Origin of the sequence: Archangium violaceum (assembly GCF_016859125.1) — a bacterium.
In the GTDB taxonomy this organism is placed as follows: Bacteria; Myxococcota; Myxococcia; order Myxococcales; family Myxococcaceae; genus Archangium; species Archangium violaceum_A.
This window is the reverse complement of the sequence record NZ_CP069338.1, coordinates 9,874,094-9,897,267: the sequence shown is the minus strand read 5'-3', so window position 1 is coordinate 9,897,267 and position 23,174 is coordinate 9,874,094. Positions and strand designations below refer to the sequence as shown.

23 protein-coding genes and 1 tRNA gene are annotated in these 23,174 nt (G+C 69.2%); 10 read left to right on the top strand and 14 right to left on the bottom strand.

What is annotated here, in order from left to right:
- Positions 1 to 53 precede the first annotated feature (53 nt).
- The gene (locus tag JQX13_RS41850) at positions 54 to 761 is read left to right on the top strand and encodes a glutamine amidotransferase-related protein (protein ID WP_203405002.1); all 708 of its coding nucleotides are present in this window, start codon (positions 54 to 56) and stop codon (positions 759 to 761) included.
- 51 nt (positions 762 to 812) lie between these two features.
- Positions 813 to 1,259 carry an aldo/keto reductase gene (locus tag JQX13_RS54815; RefSeq protein WP_239015473.1) on the top strand — a complete coding sequence of 149 codons (447 nt, stop codon included), beginning with the start codon at positions 813 to 815 and terminating at the stop codon, positions 1,257 to 1,259.
- Here the strand turns inward: JQX13_RS54815 and JQX13_RS41840 are convergent.
- Both JQX13_RS41840 and nth read right to left on the bottom strand, forming a co-directional pair.
- Positions 1,218 to 1,291 (bottom strand) — tRNA-Arg (locus JQX13_RS41840). The two genes, JQX13_RS54815 and JQX13_RS41840, sit on opposite strands and share 42 nt — an antisense overlap.
- 82 nt (positions 1,292 to 1,373) lie before the next feature.
- Positions 1,374 to 2,009, bottom strand: a complete 636-nt coding sequence (nth, locus tag JQX13_RS41835; RefSeq protein ID WP_203405001.1) for an endonuclease III — start codon at positions 2,007 to 2,009, stop codon at positions 1,374 to 1,376.
- A gap of 76 nt (positions 2,010 to 2,085) precedes the next feature.
- Here nth and JQX13_RS41830 point away from each other — a divergent pair, with 76 nt between their 5' ends.
- A complete protein-coding gene (locus tag JQX13_RS41830) occupies positions 2,086 to 2,991 on the top strand; it encodes a LysR family transcriptional regulator (protein ID WP_203405000.1) in 906 nt (301 codons plus the stop codon).
- Here JQX13_RS41830 and JQX13_RS41825 read toward each other — a convergent pair.
- Complete coding sequence (locus tag JQX13_RS41825; RefSeq protein ID WP_203404999.1) at positions 2,942 to 3,487, bottom strand: carboxymuconolactone decarboxylase family protein; 546 nt, start codon at positions 3,485 to 3,487, stop codon at positions 2,942 to 2,944. The genes JQX13_RS41830 and JQX13_RS41825 overlap by 50 nt on opposite strands.
- 19 nt (positions 3,488 to 3,506) lie before the next feature.
- Complete coding sequence (locus JQX13_RS41820) at positions 3,507 to 4,244, bottom strand: SDR family oxidoreductase (RefSeq protein WP_203404998.1); 738 nt, start codon at positions 4,242 to 4,244, stop codon at positions 3,507 to 3,509.
- A 207-nt stretch (positions 4,245 to 4,451) separates the two neighbouring features.
- On the opposite strand from JQX13_RS41820, the gene JQX13_RS41815 reads away from it, so the two are divergent.
- Positions 4,452 to 5,396, top strand: a complete 945-nt coding sequence (locus tag JQX13_RS41815) for an AraC family transcriptional regulator (RefSeq protein WP_239014174.1) — start codon at positions 4,452 to 4,454, stop codon at positions 5,394 to 5,396.
- Between the two features lie 30 nt (positions 5,397 to 5,426).
- On the opposite strand, the gene JQX13_RS41810 is transcribed toward JQX13_RS41815, so the two are convergent.
- From JQX13_RS41810 to JQX13_RS41795, 4 genes are all read right to left on the bottom strand, one after another.
- Entirely contained in the window at positions 5,427 to 7,907 is a 2,481-nt protein-coding gene (locus JQX13_RS41810; RefSeq protein ID WP_203404997.1) for a non-ribosomal peptide synthetase, read from the bottom strand.
- Between the two features lie 51 nt (positions 7,908 to 7,958).
- Entirely contained in the window at positions 7,959 to 9,203 is a 1,245-nt protein-coding gene (locus JQX13_RS41805) for a Bcr/CflA family multidrug efflux MFS transporter (RefSeq protein ID WP_203404996.1), read from the bottom strand.
- Between the two features lie 152 nt (positions 9,204 to 9,355).
- On the bottom strand, positions 9,356 to 10,573 hold the full coding sequence (locus JQX13_RS41800; protein WP_203404995.1) for a cytochrome P450: 1,218 nt from the start codon (positions 10,571 to 10,573) through the stop codon (positions 9,356 to 9,358).
- Between the two features lie 191 nt (positions 10,574 to 10,764).
- Positions 10,765 to 12,201 carry a GuaB1 family IMP dehydrogenase-related protein gene (locus JQX13_RS41795; RefSeq protein ID WP_203404994.1) on the bottom strand — a complete coding sequence of 479 codons (1,437 nt, stop codon included), beginning with the start codon at positions 12,199 to 12,201 and terminating at the stop codon, positions 10,765 to 10,767.
- Positions 12,202 to 12,295: 94 nt separating this feature from the next.
- Between JQX13_RS41795 and JQX13_RS41790 the strand changes: the two genes are divergently transcribed.
- Positions 12,296 to 13,066, top strand: a complete 771-nt coding sequence (locus JQX13_RS41790; RefSeq protein ID WP_239014173.1) for an ABC transporter ATP-binding protein — start codon at positions 12,296 to 12,298, stop codon at positions 13,064 to 13,066.
- Positions 13,063 to 14,793 (top strand): putative ABC exporter domain-containing protein, encoded by a 1,731-nt coding sequence (locus tag JQX13_RS41785; RefSeq protein ID WP_203404992.1) that lies wholly within the window; start codon positions 13,063 to 13,065, stop codon positions 14,791 to 14,793. The genes JQX13_RS41790 and JQX13_RS41785 overlap by 4 nt, the downstream gene beginning before the upstream one ends.
- A gap of 21 nt (positions 14,794 to 14,814) precedes the next feature.
- Here the strand turns inward: JQX13_RS41785 and JQX13_RS41780 are convergent, their stop codons facing one another.
- From JQX13_RS41780 to JQX13_RS41755, 6 genes are all read right to left on the bottom strand, one after another.
- The gene (locus JQX13_RS41780) at positions 14,815 to 15,114 is read right to left on the bottom strand and encodes a hypothetical protein (RefSeq protein WP_203404991.1); all 300 of its coding nucleotides are present in this window, start codon (positions 15,112 to 15,114) and stop codon (positions 14,815 to 14,817) included.
- A gap of 61 nt (positions 15,115 to 15,175) precedes the next feature.
- Positions 15,176 to 16,162 carry a type VI immunity family protein gene (locus JQX13_RS41775; RefSeq protein ID WP_239014172.1) on the bottom strand — a complete coding sequence of 329 codons (987 nt, stop codon included), beginning with the start codon at positions 16,160 to 16,162 and terminating at the stop codon, positions 15,176 to 15,178.
- Positions 16,159 to 16,728 carry a hypothetical protein gene (locus JQX13_RS41770; protein ID WP_239014171.1) on the bottom strand — a complete coding sequence of 190 codons (570 nt, stop codon included), beginning with the start codon at positions 16,726 to 16,728 and terminating at the stop codon, positions 16,159 to 16,161. Before JQX13_RS41770 ends, JQX13_RS41775 begins: the two co-directional genes overlap by 4 nt.
- A gap of 186 nt (positions 16,729 to 16,914) precedes the next feature.
- Positions 16,915 to 18,084 carry a fatty acid desaturase family protein gene (locus JQX13_RS41765; RefSeq protein ID WP_203404989.1) on the bottom strand — a complete coding sequence of 390 codons (1,170 nt, stop codon included), beginning with the start codon at positions 18,082 to 18,084 and terminating at the stop codon, positions 16,915 to 16,917.
- Between the two features lie 207 nt (positions 18,085 to 18,291).
- Positions 18,292 to 18,573, bottom strand: a complete 282-nt coding sequence (locus JQX13_RS41760) for a cytochrome c (RefSeq protein WP_239014170.1) — start codon at positions 18,571 to 18,573, stop codon at positions 18,292 to 18,294.
- A 21-nt stretch (positions 18,574 to 18,594) separates the two neighbouring features.
- A complete protein-coding gene (locus JQX13_RS41755) occupies positions 18,595 to 18,948 on the bottom strand; it encodes a hypothetical protein (protein ID WP_203404988.1) in 354 nt (117 codons plus the stop codon).
- Between the two features lie 79 nt (positions 18,949 to 19,027).
- Here JQX13_RS41755 and sppA point away from each other — a divergent pair, with 79 nt between their 5' ends.
- From sppA to JQX13_RS41735, 4 genes are all read left to right on the top strand, one after another.
- Positions 19,028 to 20,743 (top strand): signal peptide peptidase SppA, encoded by a 1,716-nt coding sequence (gene sppA, locus JQX13_RS41750; protein ID WP_239014169.1) that lies wholly within the window; start codon positions 19,028 to 19,030, stop codon positions 20,741 to 20,743.
- 13 nt (positions 20,744 to 20,756) lie between these two features.
- The gene (locus tag JQX13_RS41745) at positions 20,757 to 21,296 is read left to right on the top strand and encodes a zf-TFIIB domain-containing protein (protein ID WP_203404987.1); all 540 of its coding nucleotides are present in this window, start codon (positions 20,757 to 20,759) and stop codon (positions 21,294 to 21,296) included.
- A 15-nt stretch (positions 21,297 to 21,311) separates the two neighbouring features.
- Entirely contained in the window at positions 21,312 to 21,938 is a 627-nt protein-coding gene (locus JQX13_RS41740) for a hypothetical protein (RefSeq protein WP_239014168.1), read from the top strand.
- Positions 21,939 to 22,062: 124 nt separating this feature from the next.
- Positions 22,063 to 23,151, top strand: coding sequence for an Mrp/NBP35 family ATP-binding protein (locus tag JQX13_RS41735; RefSeq protein ID WP_203404985.1), 1,089 nt, complete (start codon positions 22,063 to 22,065; stop codon positions 23,149 to 23,151).
- The last annotated feature ends 23 nt before the right edge of the window (positions 23,152 to 23,174 follow it).

The following is a 23,174-nucleotide window of genomic DNA, read 5'->3' as shown; positions in this document are numbered from 1 at the left end:
GGCCCGAGCGGTACTCTGGTTTGTTGGGAACGGACTCCCACCCTGGAGGAGACATGCGCGCGGTGGTGATGCAGCACGAGGAAAACGAGGGGCCAGGGCTGCTCGGTCCGGCCCTGGAGGCGGCGGGCTTCACGCTGGTGAAGCGCTTCCGTGGTGTGAAGCGGGAGGACCTGGACGCGGAGCTGGTGGTGGTGATGGGCGGCACCATGGGCGTCTACGAAGCGGACCGCCATCCCTTTCTCGGAGAGGAGCTGGCTCTACTGATCGAGCGGCTCGCGCTCGGGCTGCCGGTACTGGGCATCTGCCTGGGCGCGCAGCTCCTGGCGGCGGCGGCCGGCTCCGAGGTCTTCGTCGGGAAGAACGGGCTCGAGGTGGGTGTGGCACCCGTGCGCTGGACGAAGGAGGGCCTGGCCGATCCCGTCATCGCGGGCGTGCGCCCACGCACTCCCGTGGCCCATTGGCATCAGGACACCTTCAAGCCCGTGTCGGGGGCCACCCTCCTGGCCTCCACGGATCGCTACTCGCAGCAGGCCTTCCGGCTCGGCGACTCGTATGGGTTCCAGTTCCACCTGGAGCTCACCGCGGACGAGCTCGAGCGCTGGTACACCGAGGGCGCCGAGGAGCTGGTCGAGCTGTACGAGAAGAACCTGGACGAGCTGCGCTCCCAGCTCCCCAAGCTGCGCGCCGCGGAGCCCGAGAACCGGGAGCTCATCGAGCGGCTCGCCCACCACTTCGCCCGGGTGGCTCGCGCCTCCAGGTGAACACTCGTGGCTCCCGGGGGAGGGATGATCCACATTCCGCTTCCGCGGTGATTGTCCCCGGCGGATATAGGGGCGATCAGGATTCGCAACCCAAGGGGAGACTCACATGCAGAAGCGGCAGCTCGGCAACTCGGATCTCCACATCACTCCGATCGGCTTCGGAGCCTGGGCCCCATCGGTGGCTCGGGTTGGACCTACGCCTGGGGTCACCAGGACGATGAGCAGTCCATCCGCGCCATCCAGCACGCGCTCGAGCGGGGCATCAACTGGATCGACACCGCCGCCGTGTACGGGCTCGGCCACTCGGACTTCCAGGAGCCCAAGCTGTCGCGCAACCTGGCCCTGGTGGAGCTGCTGAAGAAGATCGGCGAGCGGCACGGGCGTGCCCCTTCCGAGATCGCCATCGCGTGGACGCTGCGGCGGCCCGTCGTCACGGGCGAGTGGGGAAGGGGAGAGCGCTTCCTGGAGGATTCGAACCTCCGGCCTTCGGATTCGTAGTCCGACGCTCTATCCAGCTGAGCTAAGGAAGCGTGGGGCGCGAGGTACCACGGCGGCTGGCGCAGCTCAATCTTCTTTTCACCTCGCGCAACCTGCGCCTCCAACGGGTGGTGCCTACTCCACCCCGATCCTCGGGCAGGTGTCGTTCAGGGGGCAGGCGTCGCACCTGGGCTTGCGGGCCGTGCAGGTGTAGCGGCCGTGAAGCACGACCGCGGGCCCGAAGAAGGTCCACTCATCCTGGGGGACGAGCTTCATCAGATCCTTCTCGATGTCGTCGGGCTTCTCCTTCTTGGTGAGGCCCAGACGCTGGCTGACCCGGGCCACGTGGGTGTCGACGATGACGCCCGAGGGGATACCGAAGGCGGTGTTGAGCACGACGTTCGCCGTCTTGCGGGCCACGCCGGGGAGGGTGATCAGCTCCTCGATCGTCTTCGGCACCTCGCCCCCGAAGCTGGCGAGCAGCTCGCGGCTCATGGCCTGCACCGACTTCGTCTTCTGCTTGTAGAAGCCCGTGGGCTTGAGGTCCTCCTCAAGCCCGGCGGTGTCGGCCTCGGCGAAGGCCCGGGGGCCCTGGTACTTCTTGAAGAGGGTCGCGGTCACCCGGTTGACGCGCTCGTCCGTGCACTGCGCGGCCAGGATGGTGGCGACGAGCAGCTCGAAGGGGGTCGTCCAGTTGAGCTCGTAGCGAGCTCCCGGGTGGGCCTCGTGGAGGCGGGTGAGGACGGTCTTGGCGGTCTGGGCGGCGGTCATGGTAGGTGGAGCTCCTTCTGCTCCAACGCTAGACGGCTCCTGGAGGCGCGGCTACTGTTCCCTCGGGAGAACAATCGTGGGCGCATCCCTCGACGACCTCGTCGCGATGACCGTGTTCGCACGCGTCGTGGAGGCCAACTCGTTCTCGGGCGCCGCGGCCCGGCTCGGCCTGTCCAAGTCCGCGGTGAGCACCCGCATCACCGCGCTCGAGCGCAGGCTGGGCGTCCAGCTCCTCCAGCGCACCACGCGGCGGCTGTCCCTCACCCACGAGGGCGCCCGCCTCTATGAGCGCTGCGCGCACCTGCTCTCCGTAGCGGACGAGGCGTCCGATCTCCTCGGCCACGTCGGGACCATTCCGGAGGGCACCGTGCGCGTCGCCGCCCCGGTGGGCCTCTCCCTGCACCCGCTCGTCTCCGTGCTGGAGAAGTTCGCGGAGCGCTACCCCCGGGTACAGGTGGATCTGTCCGTGTCGGACCGGCAGGTGGACATGCTCGCGGAGGGCTTCGACGTGGCGGTGCGGCTCCGCCCGCATCCCCATGAGCGCACCCTCATCGAGCGCAGGCTCGGAACCGAGCGGACCGCCATCTGTGGCGCTCCCTCGTACTTCGCCAGACGCGCGCCTCCCCAGACTCCGCACGACCTGACCCATCACAACTGCCTGCGCATGAAGGGCAGCAAGTGGGTCTTCCAGGGGCAGGGCGGTGCCCCGCTCCTCGTTCCGCTCTCGGGTACGCTCGTCGCGGATGATATCGCGGTGGTGCGCGAAGCGGCGCTCGAGGGCATGGGGCTGGCGCGCCTGCCCCGGTCGCTCATCGACGCGGACCTGAGGGAGGGACGGCTCGTCACCGTCCTCGATGCCTACGTGCCCGACGTGTTCACCATCACCCTCGTCTACCCCCAGCGCAAGCACCTGCCCCACAGGGTGCGCGTGTTCATCGACTTCGTGACCGAGCACTTCCGGAAGGTGTTTCGCGGAGGGTGAGCTCAATCCCCCGTTCGTCGAACAGTTGCTTCAGGACCTGGGACGCGTCGATGGCGCGAGGGAAGCCCGCGGGCACGGTGATGAGATAGACGATCTCCTTGAGCTCCTCCGGCTTCACTCCGGCGTTCAGCGCGTAGCCCGCGTGGATCTTGAACTGGGCCAGCTGGCCCAGGGAGGCGAACGCCGCCATCGCCGCGAGCTGGCGCGTCCGCACGTCGAGCTCCTGGCGTCCCCAGACGTCGCCGAGAGCGTAGGCCGCCGTCGCCTCGGCGAGGAATGGGAAGTCGCGGCGCATCGCCTCCAGCGCCGGTTGGGGCTTGCCGCCATTCAGCTCGGACACGAGGGCCTCGCCTCGTGCGACGCGGTCGGCGACGGTGGGACTGGTACGCGCGGGCTCTCCTGGCGGGCTGGCCCGCGCGGTCGGTATCGCGTGCACGCAGCCGCCGAGGGAGAGTGCCAGGAGAGGGGGAATCAGCATGAGGGGACGCAAGCGCACGGCGGTTCCTCCCGGCGGTTCAGTACGGGCTCGCGGTGGGCCGGACGATGATCTCGCTGACGTCGACATCGGCGGGCTGCTCGATGGCGAAGGCGATGGCCCTGGCGACGGAGTCGGCGGGAATCGCGATCCGCCGGAAGTCCTTCATCGTCTTCTGGGCAAGGGGATCGCTGATGCTCTCCGCGAGCTCCGATTCGGTGACTCCCGGCGAGATCACCGTCACCCGGATGTCGCCACCGACCTCCTGGCGAAGCCCCTCGGAGATGGCCATGACGGCGAACTTGGTCGCGCAGTACACGGCCGCCGTGGGCGAGACGCTGTGGCCACCGATGGACGAGAGGTTGATGAACTGCCCGCTCCGCTGCTTCTTCATCAGCGGCAGTCCCGCGGCGATGCCATGCAGCACCCCCCGGATGTTCACGTCGATCATCCGGTTCCACTCGTCGACCTTCAGCGCCTCCAGCATGGACAGCGGCATGACGCCCGCGTTGTTGATGATCACGTCCACGCGGCCGAAGGTACCGAGCGCGAAGTCGACGAACGCCTCCATGTCCTCGCGCCGGGTCACATCCAGCTGCCGGTACCGGGCCGAGCCTCCCTCGGCGGTGATGGCCTTCGTGAGCGCCTCGAGTCTGTCGGTGCGCCGGGCACCGAGCACCACGTGCGCTCCCTGCCTGGCGAGCAGGCGGGCCGTGGCCTCGCCAATGCCGCTGCTGGCCCCGGTGATGACAACGACCTTTTCCTTGATTCCGGACATGGCTATTCCCTCGCAGGTTTGTGTCGAACGCCCGGGGCTGGTGCGCCCCGGAAGCGAGCCAAAACTACGAATCAGGCGCTGTCCGCCGGTAGACCATTCCTGGCGCGCTCTTGCCTATTCCTGCAAGGCGCCGCGAAGTCGTGGGGCACTCCCCAATCGAAGGGAGTAGTCTGATTCTCCATGGCGATGACCTCCAGGGAAAGACCCGTGAGCGGTTCGAACGGTGAAAGCGGGAACCAGAAGGACTCCGCGCGCCTGGCCGAGCTGGCCTCGCTGATCGAGCGCTTCACCCCGGGCGATGGCGTGCACCCGACAGCCATTCCACGCGTGTCGCTCCTGCGCGCCGAGCGGCCGGGCGAGCCGCTGCACGTCCTCTATCAACCCGCGCTGTGCGTCATCGCCCAGGGGAGCAAGCAGGTGATGCTGGGCGAGGAGGTCTACCCGTATGACGCCTCGCACTACCTCGTGGTCTCCGTGGACCTCCCCGTCACGGGCCAGGTGACGCGAGCGACGCCCAAGGCGCCGTACCTCTGCTTCCAGCTCGATCTGGACCCCGTCGAGCTCGCCGAGCTGATCCTGAAGGCGGGCCTGCCCGCGCCGGTGCAGCGGGGCCCGTCCCGAGGCCTGTTCCTCAGCCAGACGACTCCGGCGCTGCTGGATGCGGTGCTCCGGCTGGTGCGCCTGCTGGATGCGCCCGAGGACATCCCCATGCTGGCTCCGCTGGCCATCCGCGAGATCCTCTATCGCCTGCTCAAGGGGGAGCACGGCTGGAGGCTGGGGCAGATCGCCACGGCGAACAGCCAGGCGGAGCGCATCGCCCGGGCCATCGCCTGGATCAAGAGCCGCTTCGCGGAGCCGCTGCGCATCGAGGATGTCGCGCGCGAGGTGCACATGAGCCCCTCCTCGCTGCATCACCAGTTCAAGGCCGTTACCGCCATGAGCCCGCTGCAGTATCAAAAGCAGCTCCGGCTCCAGGAGGCCCGCCGCCTCCTGCTCAGCGCGGACGTGGATGTGGCGACGGCGGGCTTCCGGGTGGGCTACGAGAGCCCCTCACAGTTCGGCCGCGAGTACCGCCGCCTGTTTGGCACGCCGCCCGGGAGGGATCTGCGACGGCTGCGGGAGATGGAGCCGGGCCTCCTGTCCGCGCAGTGAGCCTCGCGGCCATAGAGCATGGATCCGGAGTCACAGCCGCAGGACGTGCAGCCGCAGCTCCGCGCCGCCCTCTGGCACCTGGGCGAAGGGGCGTGTCCCCTCGTGGACGAACCCACGCACGTCCAGGCGTGCCTCGGTGCGATAACCCAGCTCCTCGCAGACCTGCTGCGTCAGGGCATGAGAGTTGACCGTGACGACTCCCCGGTAGCCCCGGGCGCGGGCCGAGGCGATCACCGCGGTCTCGAGCTCGCGCGTGACCCGGGCCACCTCGCGCTGCTGCCCCGCGACCGCGAGCAGCAACACGTAGACCCATTCGCCCGGTCCTGGATCCGACTCGTGGTGGCACCAGGGGTCCGAGAGGGCGCTCATGACTGCGTCCAGCGGCCCGAGCGCCGGAGCCAATACGAAGCGGCCCTCCCGTGCATGGGTATGCACCCGCGAGAAATCGGCGGCCACCACGCACCCCACCAGGTCTCCTCGCTCATCAGTGGCCACGAAGGACAGACCTTCCATCCCGCAGGCCTCGAGATAGCTGGTGAACAGCGCATGCAGATCAGCTCGCGTCCCGCCAAGCACCCGCGCGAGCGGATCGATCTCCTCGAAGCGATCGGCGAGCAGGTTCACCGCCGCCGTGCCTTGTTCCCCCCGCGCCGTCTCGACCCCGCGCAGGATGAGCCCGTGGGGGGTTGCCTCCTCCGTGCCTCCCCCTCGTCTCAGCGCTCCGAGAGAGGGCGCCGCGTAGAACCGCTCCAGGGACACCGTCACACCTGCCTCGCGCAGTCTCCGGAGCAGGTCCACCGCGAGCAGGGAGGTGCCTCCCGCCTGGAAGAAGTCGACGTCCTCCGCCACTGGAGTCCGGGGAAGGATCGCGCGCCAGGCGGCCGTGTACGGATCCTCGTTGGGAGTGGCACGCTCCACCCCGAGCGCCAGCAATCGCTGGCGATCGAGCTTTCCATTGGGCAGCAGCGGAAACCGCTCGATGAGATACAGGGCAGGCCGCGCATGGGGCGGTAGCGTCTCGGCGCACGCCGCTCGGAGGGTCTCCAGCGCCACCGCTCCCGGCTCGCGCGGTTGGACGAACCCGAGCAGCGAGGGCCCCGCCGCGTCTTCATGCACCAGCGCCACGGCGTCCATGACGCCCTCGCACCGGAGGAGCGTGCGCTCGAGCTCGGCGAGATCGAAACGGTTGCCGAACAGCTTCACCTGCCGATCCCCGCGGCCTTCGTGGATGAGTGTCCAGTCTCCGTCGATGGGGTCGCGGACCATCCGGCAGAGGTCCCCGGTGTCGTAGCGCCGTCCGTCCTCCGCCCACGCGGCGGAGGCGCTTCCGTGTCCGAGATAGCCGAGTGCGAGGTTCGCGCCTCGCACATGGAGGGTGCCTCGCTCGCCCGCACTCACGGGCGCTCCCGCCTCATCGAGCAGCTCGAGGGTGGTGTTGCAGAGGGGCCGCCCGATGGGAACCGGATCCTCCCCAGCGCGAACCACGTGCGCGGTGACGTCGCCCATGACCTCGGTGCTGCCGTAGAGATTCAGCAGCACATCGCCCGGCCGCCGCGCGAGGAATGTCCCGGCGAGCGCGGGGGGCAGGGGTTCGCCACTGCATGTCCACATGCGCAGCTTCTTCAGGGGCGCGCCCGCCGCGTCGGGACGGGGCGGCAGGTGCGGCACGAGGAGCCGCAGCAGGGAGGGCACGACGATGAGGCGGCTCACCCCATGGCGCTCGGCGAAGGCGATCAACCGCTCGGGGTGTCTCTCGAGGCCATCGGGCGCGACCGCCACGGGGACTCCCTGGAGGAGCGCGCCGAACAACTCCCAGATGGAGTCGACGAAGCCGAGAGGGGTCTTGAAACAGCACACCTCGCCCTCGGTGAAGGGGAACGCCCGCCACATCCACTGGAACCGGTTCTGCGCCGCCCGATGCGGCAGGCACACGCCGCGTGGCCGTCCGGTGCTCCCCGAGGTGTACAGCACCGCGAAGGGGCGCTCGCCGGCTGGAGACCTGGATGACAGGGGCTCGGGCACCTGGGGCGCCGCGTCTTCCCGCTCGAGCGGTGCACGCGGGTCGAGTATCCAGCACGGGCTCGTGGAGGCGAGTGGCCGCACGAGCGCTTCGTGCTCGGGTCCGGTTACGATGAGGGAGGGGGCGGCATCGGCGATGATGTGTGCCAGTCGTGCGGGGGGATGAGAGGGATCGAGCGGCAGATAGGCACCGCCCGCCTGGAGCACGGCGAGGAGCAGCTCGATCAGCGCGGGCCCACGCGACATGCACACGCCCACGAGCGGCGTCCCCTGGGGGAGGGGTGAGGCGGTTCCGCGCAACCGCGTCCGCAGTGCTCGTGAGAGGCGATGGGCCCGGGTGCTCAACTCATGAAAGCTGAACGAGCCCTCGTCCGTGAGGAGTGCCGGTGCTTCGCGGCGCGCGGGGCTGGCCGCCATCATCTGTTTGAGCGCGCCCTCCATCGTCCAGTCCGCCGAGAGCGGGACAGAGGGGCCATGAAGTACGCTCCACATGAAGACCAGCCTGCGGCTTCGCCCATGGAAAGGCAAACCCGCCGCGCGTGGTCATCGCGCCAGGGACGCCTCCGGGGGCGGGAGCTGGGACTCCTCGTCCTTCTTGCCCACCTCGGCCTTGACCCTCAGCGCGAACACCCAGGCCGCCACGGCGCACGTCCCCATCACCGCCGCCATGGGCAGCATGCTGCCATCGTTGAGGAGCCCGACGCTCGCCGAGGCCAGCGCCGAGATGGCGAACTGCAGGGAGCCGAGGACGGCGGACGCCACTCCCGCCCGGGCTCCGTGATCCTCCAGGGCCAGCGCCGCCGCGTTCGGCGTCACGAAACCGATGCTCGTGATGAACAGGAGCAGCGTGGGCGCGATGGTCGGGACGCTCCCGAGCCCGGTCACGGCCAGCACCACGAGGCCGGCTCCCATCAACACCGAGCCGAGCGTCGCCGTGATGGCGATCCGCTCGGGGGCGAAGCGGGCGAGGAGCCGCCGGTTGATCTGGCTCGCGGTGATGAGCCCCGCGGCGTTCATGGCGAAGAGCCACGCGAAGCGCTCCGGCGCCACGTGGTGGATCTCCATGAACACGAAGGGCGAGCCGGAGATGTAGGCGAACATGCTGGACTGCGCGAAGCCACCAGCGAGCGTGGCGGCGAGGAATCGCCGGTCGGTGAAGAGGACACGGAGGTTCGTCCCGAGCGTGACGGTGCGCTTGGGGTGTTGGGTCGCGGGCTCCGTCCCGGGAATGGCCACCAGCGTGAGCACCAGGGCGATGCCGCCGAGGACGGCGAGCACCCCGAAGATGGCCCTCCACCCGGCGAAGCCGAGGACCCACCCACCCAGGAGCGGCGCGAGGATGGGGGCCGCACCCATGATGAGCATGAGCAACGAGAGCACGCGTGCGATCTCCCGGCCACTGTAGTGGTCACGGACGATGGCCCGCGCGATGACCGCTCCGGCGGCTCCGCCCACCGCCTGGAAGAACCGCAGCGCGATGAGCCAGTGGATGCTCGGCGCGAACGCGCAGGCGGCGGACGCGAGGATGTAGATGCTGATTCCCGCGATGAGCGGACGCCGGCGCCCGAACCTGTCCGAGAGGGGGCCATAGGCGAACTGGCCGATTCCCAGCCCCGCCATGAACGCCGCCAGGGTGAGCTGGACCGAGGACGCGGTGGTCCCGAGGTCTCCCTGGATGGTGGGGAGACTCGGAAGGTACATGTCGATCGACAACGCGCCGAACGCCGTCAACATGCCCAGGACGAACAGCAGGAGGGTTCGCCGTGGAGGCGCGGGGGGAGTGCTCATTTCACGCCTCTTAACGGCTGAGACGTGGGTGACCAAGGCTCCCCGCGCTGAAAACAGTGTTTCGCTACGAGAACAATGCGCCGCCGGGTTCTCGTTCAGCGACTCCGGGTGGGAACATACCCTCACCCTGGCCCTCTCCCCAGCGCGAGGGCTCAGTTCTTGCGGAGCCAGAGCGAGCGGGGCCCGCGCAGGAAGAACGACATTCCGTAGTCGATGTGCTCGGGCTGGCGCTGCGCGAAGCCCAACCGCGGCGCGCGGGCCATCAACTCCTGAAGCGCCACCGGCGCCTCCAACCGCGACAGCGGCGCTCCCAGGCAGAAGTGGATGCCGTGGCCGAACGAGAACAGCCCCGTCGTATCGCGCTGGGGATCGAAGCGATCCGGGTTCGGGAACTTGCGTGGATCATGGTTGGCGGACGCCACCATCACCACCAGCGTCGAGTCCGCGGGGAGCTTCCCACCGCTCAGCTCCACCTCCTGGGTGGTCCGGCGCGTCAGCCCCAGCACGGGCGAGTCATAGCGCAGCGTCTCCTCGCACACGGCGGCGCAGGCCGCGATGGTGGGATCGCGCCGCAACCACTCGTACGCCTCCGGGTTGCGGATGAGGGCGACGAGCGCGTTGCCGATCAGGTTGGTGGTGGTCTCGTTACCGGCGGCCAGCAGCAGGATGGCGAAGGAGTTCACCTCCTTGGGCGTCAGCGGCTCCGCGCCCTCGCCGCCCTGGACGAGCATGGAGATGAGGTCGCCCCGAGGCTCGCGGCGGCGCTTCTCGGCGATCTCCGTCATATAGGCGAGCATCTCCTGACCGAGCCGGATGTTCTTGTCCGAGGCCTTCCCGTCCCGGATGATCTCCGCGCCGGATTCGACGAGCGAGTCGCTCCAGCGCTTGAAATCCCGGCGCCGCGAGGGCTCCACACCGAGCATCTCCGCGATGATGGTGACGGGCAGGGGAGAGCCCAGTCCGTCCATGAGATCGAACTCGTCATGGGCGGTCATCTCCGCCACGAGTCCCTTGGTCAGCTCGCGAACGCGGGGCTCCATCTCGGAGATGCGCTTGGGGACGAAGGCGCGGCTCACCAGGCCCCGCAGCCGCGTGTGGATGGGCGGATCCGAGGTGAGGAGGTTGGACACCGAGCCGAGCTCCAGGGAGGACCGCTCCGAGGGCAGCTTGCCGGCGATGCGGATATCCGCGGACGAGAACAGGGCCGGGTTCTTCAGGATGTACGCCGCGTCCTCATAGCGGCTGACGGCGTGGGCCTGGAGGCGCTCGATCCAGAAGAGGGGCGCCTTCTCTCTCATCTCCGCGAAGTAGGGGTACGGATTTCTGATCACCTCGGGATCGAGGGTGTCGAAGCGCTCCAGCAGGCTCATAGAGGGGTGTCTCCTTCGGGTTGACTGCGTGACTGAGGCTTGCTTCGAGAAGCTGACCGCGTATTCAACGCGTTGAACCCATATACAATTTCAAGGATATCCGTTCAACCAAGACAAGCCATGGGCCATGCGGTCGCCCGGAGGGACGCCGGATGCAATCAAAATATGAGAGGAATTGAGCCGACCTTTCCCTACCAGCTCGTACGCACCGGGCGGCCCTCCTCGTAGCCGGCCGGGCTCTGCACCCCCACCACGGCCTGCCGGTGGAAGTCCTCGAGCGTCCGCGCGCCCGCGTAGGTGCAGGCGCTGCGCACGCCCGCGATGATGGTGTCGAGGATGTCCTCGACACCGGGACGCTCGGGATCCAGGTACATGCGCGAGGTGCTGATGCCCTCCTCGAAGAGCTCCTTGCGTGCGCGCTCGAAGAGCGACTCGCCGCGGGTGCGCGCCTTGACGGCTCGCTGGGAGGCCATGCCGAAGTTCTCCTTGTAGAGCCGGCCGTCGCTGTCGCGCATGGCGTCCGCCGGGCTCTCGTAGGTGCCCGCGAACCAGGAGCCGATCATCACGTTGGCCGCGCCGGCCGCGAGCGCGAGCGCCACGTCGCGCGGGTGCCGGACACCGCCGTCCGCACAGGCGTGCTTGCCGTGCTTGCGCGCCTCCTCGGAGCAGTCCAGCACCGCGGAGAACTGTGGCCGGCCCACGCCCGTCATCATGCGCGTGGTGCACATGGCGCCGGGTCCCACGCCGACCTTCACCAGATCCGCGCCAGCCGCGATGAGATCCCGCGTGCCCTCGCGGGTGACGACGTTGCCCGCCATGATGGGCACGGAGGGGGAGAGCGAGCGGAGGAGCTCCACGCCCTCGAGCATCTTGCGCTGGTGGCCATGCGCCGCGTCGATGACGAGCAGATCCGTCCCCGCGCGCAGCAGGGCCTCGGCCTTGCCCTTCACGTCGCCGTTGATGCCGATCGCCGTGGCGATCAGCAGTTGACCCCGGGCATCGAGCGCCGGCTTGTAGAGCGTCGAGCGCAGGGCGCCCTTGCGCGTCACCACGCCGACGAGCCGGCGCCCCCGGACCACGGGCGCGCACGAGAGCCGCTTGCTGGCCAGGCGATCGTAGATGGGCTCGAGCGGCGTGCCCTCGTCGATGGTGACGAGCTCCGTGGACATCACCCGCTGGAGCTGGGTGAAGCGATCGAAGCCCGCGGCGTCGTTCTCCGTGAAGACGCCGAGCGGCTCCTCGTGCTCGTTGACGACGATGACGGCACCGTGGGCGCGCTTGTGGATGAGGTTGAGCGCCTCCTGGATGGTGTCTCCGGGGCGCAGGGTGATGGGCGTCTCGTAGATGGGGTGACGCGACTTCACGTAGGAGATGTTGCTCGCGACGATGTCGAGCGGGATGTCCTGGGGCAGCACGGCGATGGCCCCGCGGCGCGCCACCGTCTCGGCCATGCGCTTGCCGGAGACGGCCGTCATGTTGGACACCACGAGGGGGATGGTGGTGCCCAGGCGATCGACCGGGGTCAGGTCCACTTCCAGCCGCGAGCCGACCTCCGAGCGGCCGGGCACCATGAAGACGTCGCTGTACGTGAGATCGTGGGCTGGCTTCTGGTCATCGAGGAACCGCATCACACCTCCAGGAGGGGCGTACCCTACCGGTCTACCCCTTCATTGGAATCCATCCCAGCGGGCGCGTATTTTGTGTCTCATGAGTGAAGTCCCGATGACGGCGCCGGTCCTGGAGGTGCAGGGCCTGGAGAAGACCTACGGCGACGTGAGGGCCGTGCAGGGGTTGACGTTCCAGGTCGCTCCCGGCGAGGTGCTCGGGCTGGTGGGGCCCAATGGGGCGGGGAAGACGACCACGCTGCGCTGCCTGGCGGGCATCCTGCCTCTATCGGCCGGGCGCGTGGGGGTGGCCGGGAATGATCTGGCGAGTGCCCCCGTGGCGGCCAAGCGGGCCCTGGCGTTCCTGCCCGATGAGCCGCGCCTCTTCGAGTACCTCACCGTCTGGGAGCACCTGAACTTCGTGGCCCGGCTGTACGGGGTGGAGGACTGGGAGGCGCGGGCCCGGGCGCTGCTCGACGAGATGGAGCTGGCCAACAAGGAAAAGGCCCTGCCCGGAGAGCTGTCGCGCGGGATGAAGCAGAAGCTGTCCATCGCGTGCGGCTTCCTGCACTCGCCCCGGCTCATCATCCTGGACGAGCCTCTCACGGGATTGGATCCGCTGGCCATCCGCCGCATGAAGGCTTCGTTGCGCCGGCGCGCGGAGGAGGGGACGGCGCTGGTGCTCTCCTCGCACCTGCTGCCGCTGGTGGAGGAGCTGTGCCACCGCATCCTTGTCATCGCCGGGGGGCGGGTGGTGGCGCTGGGGACGCTCGCGGACATCCGCGCGCACCTCAGTGGCCCGGAGGGAGCGGGTGCGTCGCTGGAGGAGCTGTTCATCCGCATCACCAGCGCGGCTCCCGAGTCCCGGCAGGAGCGGGAGACCTCGTGAGCTTCCCTCGTGCGGTGGCGTTCCTCTGGGTGGCCTCGGCGCGCAACCGGGTGATCCGCCAGATCCAGCGCCTGCGTCAGCCGAAGTACCTCGTGGGAGCGATGGTGGGGGGGCTGTACCTGTACTCCGTCTTCCTGCGGCGGCTGGGCCATCCCGGACGGGAGGGGATGGCTCCTCCGGTGGCGCAGCTCTTCAGCCAGTTCATGCTCACGGCCGCGATGCTGGGGACGATCCTCTCCGCGTGGGCGCTGGGGCCGGATCGGCCCTCGCTGTCCTTCAACGAGACCGAGGTCCAGCAGCTCTTCGCCGCGCCCGTGTCGAGACGGGGACTGCTTCACTACAAGCTCGCGCGCGGCCTCGTGGGCTCGGTCGTGGGTGCCTTCTTCGCCACCGTGTTCGTGAGCGGCGTGGTGCGCTCGCATCCCGTCTTGTTCTTCATCGGCGCCACGGTGACGCTCGCCACGGTGAACCTGCACGTGACGGCGGCCTCCTTCATGCGCACGAGGCTCGCCCGGCACGGTGGGGTGGGGACGGTGCTTCGCTGGGCTGGCCTCTCCGCGGTGATCGCCCTGATGATCGGCGCGGGGATGGCCGCGTTGCGCGAGCACCCCTTCCCCCAGGAGTTGACGCATCCCCGACAGCTCCAGGCGTGGCTCCTCGCGTTGATGGACTCACCGGCGCTGTGGCCGGGACGGTTGCTGGTGGCCCTGCCGCTCGCGCCGGATGCGTGGGCCTTTCTGAAGGCCCTGCCGCTCGCGCTCGGGCTGCTCGCGGTGCACTACGTGTGGGTGATGAAGGCGGCGGTGCCCTTCGAGGAGTCCGCGGTGCGCCGGGCCGAGGAGCGCGCTCGACTCCGGGAGCAGCTCTCTCGGCAGGGAGGCCGCCCCACGCCCATTCGTGCGGGCTCGACGCTCTTCCGGCTCGCGTCCACGGGCCGGCCGGAGGTGGCGATCCTCTGGAAGAACCTCGTCGCCGCACGGCGGCTGGGCGGGGCGGGGCGGCTCCTCGTCGCGGGACTGGTGGGTGGACTGGTGGCCTCGGTGTCCTCGGGAGGGAGCCTGGGGGAGATCCTCTCCAACGTGCGCATGTTCATGGTGCCCATGTGCGGAGGGCTCGCGGTGGTGCTGTGCTTCTTCGGCCCGTCCGCCGTGCGCGTGGACCTGCGGATGGATCTGCCCCGGCTGGAGCAGCTGCGGGCGTTGCCGCTCACCGGGCGGCAGGTGGTGGCGGCGGAGCTCGCCGCGCCGGCATTGCTGCTCGGGGTGACGCAGATGGGGCTCGTCCTGCTGGTGGTGGTGCTCGCGGCGTGGCAGGGGGGCGAGCGGACGGAGTTGTGGGTGGCGGCCGGCCTGGGCGCGCTCTGGGTGCTGCCGGCGGTGTCGCTCGGGGGCCTCTTCGTGCAGAACGCGGCGGTGGTGCTCTTCCCGGCGTGGCTGCCACCCGAGGGCGAGCGGGTGCGCGGTCTCGAGGCGCTCGGACAGCGGTTGCTGACGCTGGCGGGTACGCTGGTGGTGCTGTTGGTGGGGCTGCTGCCCGCGGCGCTCGTGGCGGCCCTGGTGGGCTTCGGGCTGGACCGGCTCCTGGGCTTCGGCGTGTGGGCGTTCCCCTTCGCGGGACTCGTCGCGGCGCTGGTGCTCGTGGCCGAGGTGGCACTGGGCGTGGTGGGCCTGGGCCATGCCTTCGACCGGCTCGATGTGTCGAGGGAGGGCTCCGAGACGGCCTCCTGAGCCGGGGTGCCGGCGGGGGGCTCAGTGGGGTCTGGCTGGCTCCGGGGGCGCGGCCAGCGTGCGCACCACCATGGAGCGGCACGCCGAGCACACGACTCCGCTGCGCTCCCAGTGCACCTGATCCTCCAGTTCCTGGGGCGACTCCGGCCCTTCCTCGAGCTGCTTCAGGAGCGCGGCGAGATCCTCTCCCGCGCTTCCTCCTCCAGAAGGGTCCAGCACGTCCTGCTCACCTTCGAGGACGAGGGTGAAGCGGTAGTACACCGCGCTCGGGGCGATACCGCGCCCGCAGGCGTCGCACGTCTTCGGTCGAGGGCCGGACACGAGAGGAGACAGTAGTCGGAGTGGCGGCCCTGGCTCCAGTCGTGGCGCGGAGCGGGGTGAGTCAGTCGAGGAAGCGGCGCCACCACCGCCGGACGTCCTCCTCCGAGTAGCCCCGCCAGGAGTTGACGAAGCCGGGGGAGAATGCCTCCGACCAGGGCTCCAGCACGCGCGCGAGCTCGCGGTAGGCGGGCAGGTCGAGGCCCTGAGTCAGATCTCCAGCCTCGGGCCATGGCCCCAGCGTCACCAGGGCGCGCTCGCCCTCCATCTCCTGCACGGTGGTTCCGGGGGAGTGAAGCCGGGAGCGCAAGCCCGCCGCGCCGCCCACCTCGCCCAGCACCGGCCGGCCGAGGAAGTTGAGCCAGTGCACACCATCCACGCGCGTGCCCTGTCGACACAGAAGTCCCCAGCGGGGCACGTCCAGCCCTGGGTAGCGGAAGAGTTCCTCACGGATCTCGGATAGATGGCGGGTGCGAGAGCCCAGGAACTCGAAAGCCAGGCCCGCATGGCCCGTGGAGAACCGCAAAGGAGAAGCCATCTCCAGGGCCAGCTCCCGCACCCGTCCCGGACCGTGCTGCTCAAGGTACTCCGTGGGAAGGGTGGCGCTCAACACGCTCACGCTGCCTTCAGGAGGAGAACGCCATGGCAGGCGGGCACAATACGTGAAGCTATAGCTGGTGGGATTCGAGGGGTCTCCATCGATGCAGAGGTACGTCTCGAAGCCACTCTTCACCATCTGATCGAGGAAATCCCTATCATGATCATCGGCGAAGCGGACGAGCCGGTCTGGACGCAGCAAGTGTCGAATACGAGCCCACTGTTCTGCATTCAGGAAGGCGTACTCACCGCCACCGGGAGCCCAGCCGCAGACGGTTTCGGGTCCCTCCCCCACGGCGCGTATGTAGCTATCGAGGGCCCTGCTCACCCCAGTTGCCAGATTCACATGGTCATGAGGCATGTAGAAGACGAGGTGGACGACCTCTCTGATGAGCAGTTGCTCTCCCTGTCTGGTGGGTCCGTAGCGGCGGATACGGGGATAGTGTTCGATCATGGGCTGATTCCAAGCTGGGGCGTTACGATGCCCGAGGGGCAGTTGCCACCCAGTGCGTCGTATTTCCTCAGTTGCGCGCGCACATCAGAACTCTTTGGGCCAAGTGGGTTGCTTTTGCTCGCGAGCGTACAGGGAAACTTGAAATCGAAGATGCACTGAACCCTGGTGGGATTGCGCGCGAAGTGCAGGACGATGTCTGGCTTGAGAGAGCCCGTCCATTGGTCGGTCAGAACGGATTGCCTTGGCGCCGGGCCAGGTGAATAGCGGGGTTCGATCGAGATGTTCTCCGGGAAGCGCGTGAGGAGCCGCTGCCGGACACAGGCGAAGGCGGCCTCGTGTTTCATCGTCCCGAGCTCCATGGCCCGCGTCACTTTGCTCCCATTGTTGTCGTAGCCGACCACCCTGTCGCACTCGGCGTCGTCCGGGGCTTTTCCCTTGCCGTATTCCCGCTCGTTGACCTGGAAGTCCGCCTCCCTGGCGCACTCGATGAGCAGCTGCTCGACGAGGCGCAGGTCGGTTTCTTCGAGGAACTCCTTGAGGGTGGCGAGCGCCCTGGCCGTTTCCACGGCGCGCGACACCCACGGGAGGACGGGCCTCCTCGCCCGGCGCGGTGGTGTAGCAGGCGGGGTTGCGCAGGCAGCCACTCGTCGCCGAGTCCGTGGACTGGGCGTAGCGGCCTCCGGGCGGTGGCCTCATGGGCGCCTGCGTGGCACAGCCGGCCAGCAGCACGGCGCCCATCAGAAGACCCCTCATCACCGGCCCGGCGTGGGCAGCGTGCGCATCGAGGTCCGGCCCACCATGATGTCGACGAGCTTCTTCACGCGGCGGAAGACGCTCTCCTGCACGTAGGGCACGCCGTGCTTCTCGCACAGCGCCTTCACCCGGGGTTGGATCTGCTGGTACTTGCTCATGGGCAGGCTCGGCCAGAGGTGGTGCTCGATCTGGTAGTTGAGCCAGCCGTGGAGGAAGTCGACCACGTCGCCACCGGTGGCGTAGTTCGCCGAGCCGACTACCTGCCGCACGCAGAACTCCGCGTGGCCCTCGGCGCGGCCGTGGAACCGGTAGAGATCCTCGCCCGCGTGGTTCGGCGCGATCAGCACGAAGCTCTGGATGTTCGTGAGCACCTCGGCGAGGACGCTGTTGGCGAACACGCAGAACACGGCCCACGGACCGAGCGGAGCGAAGAGGGCGGGGAGGAGCGCGAAGCGCACGCCCGCGTAGGGCAGGAGGCACGTCCGCCAGAAGTCCCGGCCCTCGGCGGTGAGTGGATTGAAGGCCGTCAACAGACGGAGGTTGCCGCCATCATCGGGCAGGCCCGCGCGCCGCCGCTCGGCGCGCCGCCACTCCAGGAAGGTGTTGGGCGCGTAGTACGTCACCTTCCAGGTGCAGGCGAAGAAGGCGACGATCGCGTACTTCGCCACCAGGGGCATGGAGGAGCGGCGCAGCCACTCGGTGTTCTCCTCCACCAGATCCGGATCCGCCGTCTCGCCGGTGCGCCCGTGGTGGAGCGCGTTGTGCTCGTGCCGCCAGGCGTCGGGGTGGATCCAATCCGGCCAGTCGATGAAGCGGCGCCACCCGGTGGCGAAGTGGCGTCCCGTGGAGTGCTCGGGCATGCCGGGCACGCGGTCGTAGCCGCGGTGCGTGACGTGGTGCGCCATCATCGTCCAACGGGCCGTGCTGCCCTGCGCGATGAGCAGCGCGGAGAGGGGATTGGGCGCGATCCAGGCCGTCGCATAGCCGAGCGCCGAACACACGCGGCCCCAGCGCTGAATCTTCCGGAAGTGCGCGAGGTCCTCGGGTCCGAGCGACGCCTCCATCTCCATGCGGAGGGCTTGGAGGTCACGGGCGAAGGCCTCGTCATCGAGGCCCGGATGGGAGGACCGGGGAGGCTCCTCCATGCGCAGGGCGACTGCCGTTTTCATGGGGGGTCTGCTCGCTTCTGGCTGTGCGTGCTCGGTGGAGTCTCGAGGCTCGCTCATCACGAGGGGGGGCGTGAGCCGCCAGGATCTACCATCGGAGGGGGGCGTCCCCGAAGAAACAACACTGTGTGTGGACGCCTGGGTTCCTGCCCGCGCGGCATGCGGGCGGCCGCGGGCTTCAACACCTGGCCTGATGCCAGGGGAACGCGCTCACTCGGGCTTCAGGTACACCGAATGACAGGAGACACACGTCTGCACGAGCAGGCCGTAGCTCTCGGCGAGCGCCTTGTCGTCACGCTTCTCGGCGGAGGCCGCGACGGCCTGGGCCCGCATGCGCACCTCGTCCTGGAGCACGAAGAAGCGCTCGGGAAGGAAGGTGCCCGGGTCGTCCTCGCCGCCGACCTCGGGGCGCACCAGCCGGGGCTCGGAGGCGATGCGCTGGGCGGCGGCTCGCGCCACGTCATGGCGCAGCAGCGTCACCCCGAACATCAAGTGGGAGCCCCTCGGCGCGCGCTACGCCTGCTCGTCGTCACCCTCGGCGACGCGGGCGCTCGAGACGCCGAACACGTTGGCCTCGGCGATCTCCTTGGTGGTGCCCTTGTAGATGCGCCAGGCGAAGGGCGCGGTCACCAGGAACGCGATGCACGCCAGGCCGATGGCCTTCCAGGGAATGGGCTCTTCCTTGATCTGGATGTCCTTGCCGTAGGCGTTGATGTTGTACTTCGGACGGGAGCGAGCGGCTTCACGCTCCTCCTGGGTCATCTCCTCACCCTGGAACTCATGGAGTTGCCGCCGCTGTGCCAGGGCGGCGCCGCCAGTGACGAGCACGAAGACGACCAGCAGATGCGAGAAGGAGGGCAGGCGCATGGGCGCGCAGCCTACCACGACCTTACAGGTGCGCAGAACAAGGCTTGCGTCATCCCCGACGGTCCATTAGGCGCGGATCGTGCGCCTCCTCTTCGTTCCCCTGATCAACCTGTTGTTGTTCCTGCGGCACCTGTTGGGTCTGCCCTTCCGTCTGATGGGGACCCGCGGCAGGCCCGCGTACGTCCGGTTCCGGCTGACGGGGGATATCCCGTACCGGGAGCTGCCCCGGCGGCGGAGTCTGGGGTTGCTGGGGGGGCAGAACCGTCCGGAGCCGGCCACGGTGACCTCGTTGGAGGCCTTCCGCGAGGCGCTGGAGCTGCTGGCGAAGGACCCGAAGGTGAAGGGCATCCTCCTGGAGCTGGAGGACCTGGCGGTGCCGCCGGCGAAGCGGGACGTGCTGGTGAAGCTGCTCGAGGGCTTCCGGGGAGCGGGCAAGCGGGTGGTGGCCTGGGCGGTGGGCGTGGACAACCTGGGGTACCAGGTGATGTGCGCGGCGGACGAGGCGCTGCTGTCCCCGGCGGGGCGGCTGGAGCTGGTGGGCTACGCGGCGGAGGCCATGGCGGTGGGCGAGGGGCTCGGGCGGCTCGGCGTCCAGGCGCACTTCTTCCGGCGGGGCGAGTACAAGACGATGCCCGAGCTCTTCACGCTCCCGCACGTGTCGAACATCCAACGGGAGGTCCTGGAGTCCTTCCTGGACGAGCGGTACGCCGAGCTGGTGGACACCCTCGCGAAGGGGCGGCGGCGCACGCCGGAGCAGGTGAGGGCGTGGATCGACGGAGGCCCCTACAGCGCCAGACGCGCGGCGGCGGAGGGGCTCATCGACGGGGTGTGTGACGAGGCGGCGCTGCCCGAGCGGCTGAGCGGAAAGGGCGCGGAGGGAAAGGACGCGGAGGACGAGGAGGAGGGTCTGGGGCCGATGCCGATGTACCGGGCGAGGCTGCCGTGGCCGCTGGTGCGCTGGCGCCGGTTGAGGCCCCTGCCCCGGCTGGCGGTGGTGCCGGTGTCGGGGATGATCGTCACGGGGAAGGGCGGGGCGGGGGTGACGGGCCAGATGGCGGGCTCGGAGTCGGTGGTGAAGGCGCTGCGCGCGGCGGGGCGGAACCGGAGGGCCAGGGCGGTGGTGCTGTTCGTGTCGAGCTCGGGAGGCTCGGCGGTGGCCTCGGAGATCATCCTGGAGGCGGTGCAGCGGGTGGCGAGGAAGAAGCCGGTCATCGCCTTCGTGGACCGGGTGGCGGCGAGTGGTGGCTACATGGCGGCGCTGGGGGCGAAGGAGATCTGGGCCACGCCGCACGCCATCGTGGGCTCCATCGGCGTGTTCGCGGGGAAGTTCGACACCTCGGGGTTGATGGAGAAGCTGGGGGTGCACCGCACGCTCATCACCCGGGGGGAGAACGCGGGCATCTACTCGTCCACGCGGGGCTTCACCGAGCACGAGCGGGTCTTGATGGAGGCCGAGGTGGAGGAGACGTACCAGGCGTTCCTCGAGCACGTGGCGAAGGCGCGGGGCCGGACGAAGGAGGAGATCCACGCGCTGGGGGAGGGGCGGGTGTACAGCGGCACGCGGGCGCTCGCGGCGGGGCTGGTGGACCGGACGGAGGGCTTCGAGGAGGCGTGCCGGCGCGCGATGGAGCTGGCGAAGGTGCCGGGGCGCTTCGAGCTCCAGGTGTACGGGGGCGAAGGCCGGCGCTTCTCGCTGCTGAAGCTGCTGCTGGGGGGCTCGCACGCGGGGACATATGCTTTCTGCCCGACGGCCTGGAGTCTTCAGGGTTTCGGGGAAGGGGAGCGCTTCGAGTAACCTCCGGGCCCGCATGGCGCGCCACTGTCCCCTCTGCGAGAACGAGCCCCTGCGGCCCCTGCGTGTCTCCGACGTGGAAGTGGATACCTGTCCCCGCTGTCACGGGCTGTGGTTCGACCGGGGCGAGCTGGATCGGTTTCCGGATCGGCCTCCGGCGCGCACGTTCCTGGCGGCGGCGAGGCAGGCGCCCTCTCGGTGCCGGAGGCGGGGTCATCTGGTGGCTCGCGAACAGACCGTGTGCCCCACGTGCCGGAGCGAGCCGGTGGCCTGTCCGAGCTGTGGTTCGCGGCTGACGTTGGTGGTGACGAGCGCCTGTCCCATCGACGTGTGCCCGCGCTGCGAGGGGGTCTGGCTGGACGCGGGCGAGTTCGAGCTGCTGGAGGGGGTGACGAATCCCCAGGCGCGGCCGGCGGGAGCGGTGGTGGCGGCCTCGCCCCTGAAGTGCTCGGCATGCGGGTTGGGGCTCCAGCTTCGGGACGCCTTCGCGTATGAGGGCGACGTCTACTGCGCCAGGTGCCGGCCCCCGAGCGCCGTCCAGCTCCACACTTCTTGAAGGATGACCCGCCCCATGGCCTCCACCCCTCCTTTCCGGCTCTCCCTGACCACCCTGTCTCTCGCGGCCGTCCTGGCCGTCACGGGTTGTGCGCATACTCCCGGACCCAGGGAGGTGGCCTCGGCCTATGCCCGGGCGTTGGAGGAGAATCGGCTGGCGGATGCCCTCGCGCTGACGAACGCGCCGCCAGAGGAACAACCGTCGTTCCTCGAGCACTACGCGAATGCCTCGGTCCGCGAGGCACGGGCCGCGGAGGTGCGCGCGGCCCTTCCGGAGCTCCAGACGCGGGCGCCCGCCCTCTCGCTGATCCAGGCGAAGGAGGGCTGGCGGGTCGTCGAGGAGGCGTCGGCGGACGCGCCCCGGGCCGTCCTGACACGCTTCCTGGACGCGGTGGGGGCGAGCGACTGGACCACGGCCTGGTCGCTGCTGAGTGAGCCGTTGCGTGTTCGCTACACCCCCGAGCGTCTGCGCGAGGACTTCGAGCGCGAGCCCCTGGCGGCCGAGCGGGTGCGCCGGGCGAGGCTCGCGCTGAAGGGGCAGGCGCGGGTGACGGGCTCGGAGGCGGAGTTCCCGCTCGGGAAGGAGCACGGGGTGCGACTGGTGCGGGAGGCAGGCGAGTACCGGGTGGCGGCGCTCGAATGAGAAGACATGCGACCCGGAGCGCGGGCGATTAGAGGAGGTTGACACGATCCGGGCCGCTGGCTATTCCGCGCCCTTCCGAGAGGGGACCCCACCTCCCGGGTTCCAAAAGGATTCAGGTACTCAGATGAGCGTTTCCGAGCGCGACATCCTCGCGGCGATGTCGAAGGTGATGGATCCCGAGCTGCACATCGACCTCGTGAAGGCCGGGATGGTGAAGGACATCCGCGTGGAGGGCGACAAGGCGAAGCTCAAGATCGAGCTGACCACGCCGGCCTGCCCGCTGAAGGGAAAGATCCAGGCGGACGCCGAGGCGGCGCTGAAGCAGGTGCCGGGGCTGAAGACGTTCGACATCGAGTGGGGCGCGCAGGTGCGTTCGGCGCCGGTGGGCATGGGCGGGCCGCAGGGCCAGGCGATGCTGCCGCAGGTGAAGAACGTGATCCTCGTGGGCGCCGGCAAGGGCGGTGTGGGCAAGAGCACGGTGTCGGTGAACCTGGCGGCGGCGCTGGCGCGCGAGGGCGCGAAGGTGGGCCTGCTGGACGCGGACTTCTACGGTCCGTCCGTGCCGTTGATGACGGGCATCACCGAGAAGCCGGTGAGCCCGGATGGCAAGTCGCTGCTCCCGCTGGAGAAGCACGGGCTGAAGGTGATGTCGATCGGCTTCCTGGTGGAGGCGGATCAGGCGCTCATCTGGCGCGGGCCCATGCTGCACGGGGCGCTGATGCAGCTGGTGCGGGACGTGCGCTGGGGCGAGCTGGACTACCTGGTGCTGGATCTGCCGCCGGGCACGGGTGACGTGGCGCTGTCGCTGTCGCAGTCGGTGAGGGCGGCGGGCGCGGTGCTGGTGACGACGCCGCAGGACGTGGCGCTGGCGGACGTGGTGCGCGCCAAGCAGATGTTCGACAAGGTGCACATCCCGGTGCTGGGCATCGTGGAGAACATGAGCCAGTTCGTGTGCCCGCACTGCTCCAAGGCCACGCCCATCTTCAACCAGGGCGGCGGCCACAAGGCGGCGCAGATGTTCAGCATCCCGTTCCTGGGCGAAATCCCCCTGGATCTGAAGATCCGCGAGTCGGGTGACGCGGGCGTGCCGGTGGTGCTCAGCGCGCCGGACAGCCCCGAGGCCCAGGCCTTCAGGGCGATGGCGCGCAACATCGCGGGCCGCGTGTCCACCGAGAACATGCGGGTGGCGGTGAAGCTCCCCGTTGTAAGCTGAGGATCCCCCGCGACCCCCACCGA

Excerpts from the sequence above, each read along its gene's own strand:
- nth (WP_203405001.1), bottom strand. The coding sequence starts at position 2,009 with ATGACCGCCGCCCAGACCGCCAAGACCGTCCTCACCCGCCTCCACGAG.
- JQX13_RS41765 (WP_203404989.1), bottom strand. The coding sequence starts at position 18,084 with ATGAAAACGGCAGTCGCCCTGCGCATGGAGGAGCCTCCCCGGTCCTCC.
- JQX13_RS41820 (WP_203404998.1), bottom strand. The coding sequence starts at position 4,244 with ATGTCCGGAATCAAGGAAAAGGTCGTTGTCATCACCGGGGCCAGCAGC.
- JQX13_RS41810 (WP_203404997.1), bottom strand. The coding sequence starts at position 7,907 with ATGTGGAGCGTACTTCATGGCCCCTCTGTCCCGCTCTCGGCGGACTGG.
- JQX13_RS41790 (WP_239014173.1), top strand. The coding sequence starts at position 12,296 with ATGACGGCGCCGGTCCTGGAGGTGCAGGGCCTGGAGAAGACCTACGGC.
- JQX13_RS41745 (WP_203404987.1), top strand. The coding sequence starts at position 20,757 with ATGGCGCGCCACTGTCCCCTCTGCGAGAACGAGCCCCTGCGGCCCCTG.
- JQX13_RS41805 (WP_203404996.1), bottom strand. The coding sequence starts at position 9,203 with ATGAGCACTCCCCCCGCGCCTCCACGGCGAACCCTCCTGCTGTTCGTC.
- JQX13_RS41850 (WP_203405002.1), top strand. The coding sequence starts at position 54 with ATGCGCGCGGTGGTGATGCAGCACGAGGAAAACGAGGGGCCAGGGCTG.
- JQX13_RS41735 (WP_203404985.1), top strand. The coding sequence starts at position 22,063 with ATGAGCGTTTCCGAGCGCGACATCCTCGCGGCGATGTCGAAGGTGATG.
- JQX13_RS41755 (WP_203404988.1), bottom strand. The coding sequence starts at position 18,948 with ATGCGCCTGCCCTCCTTCTCGCATCTGCTGGTCGTCTTCGTGCTCGTC.
- JQX13_RS41775 (WP_239014172.1), bottom strand. The coding sequence starts at position 16,162 with ATGATCGAACACTATCCCCGTATCCGCCGCTACGGACCCACCAGACAG.
- JQX13_RS41740 (WP_239014168.1), top strand. The coding sequence starts at position 21,312 with ATGGCCTCCACCCCTCCTTTCCGGCTCTCCCTGACCACCCTGTCTCTC.
- JQX13_RS41795 (WP_203404994.1), bottom strand. The coding sequence starts at position 12,201 with ATGCGGTTCCTCGATGACCAGAAGCCAGCCCACGATCTCACGTACAGC.
- JQX13_RS41800 (WP_203404995.1), bottom strand. The coding sequence starts at position 10,573 with ATGAGCCTGCTGGAGCGCTTCGACACCCTCGATCCCGAGGTGATCAGA.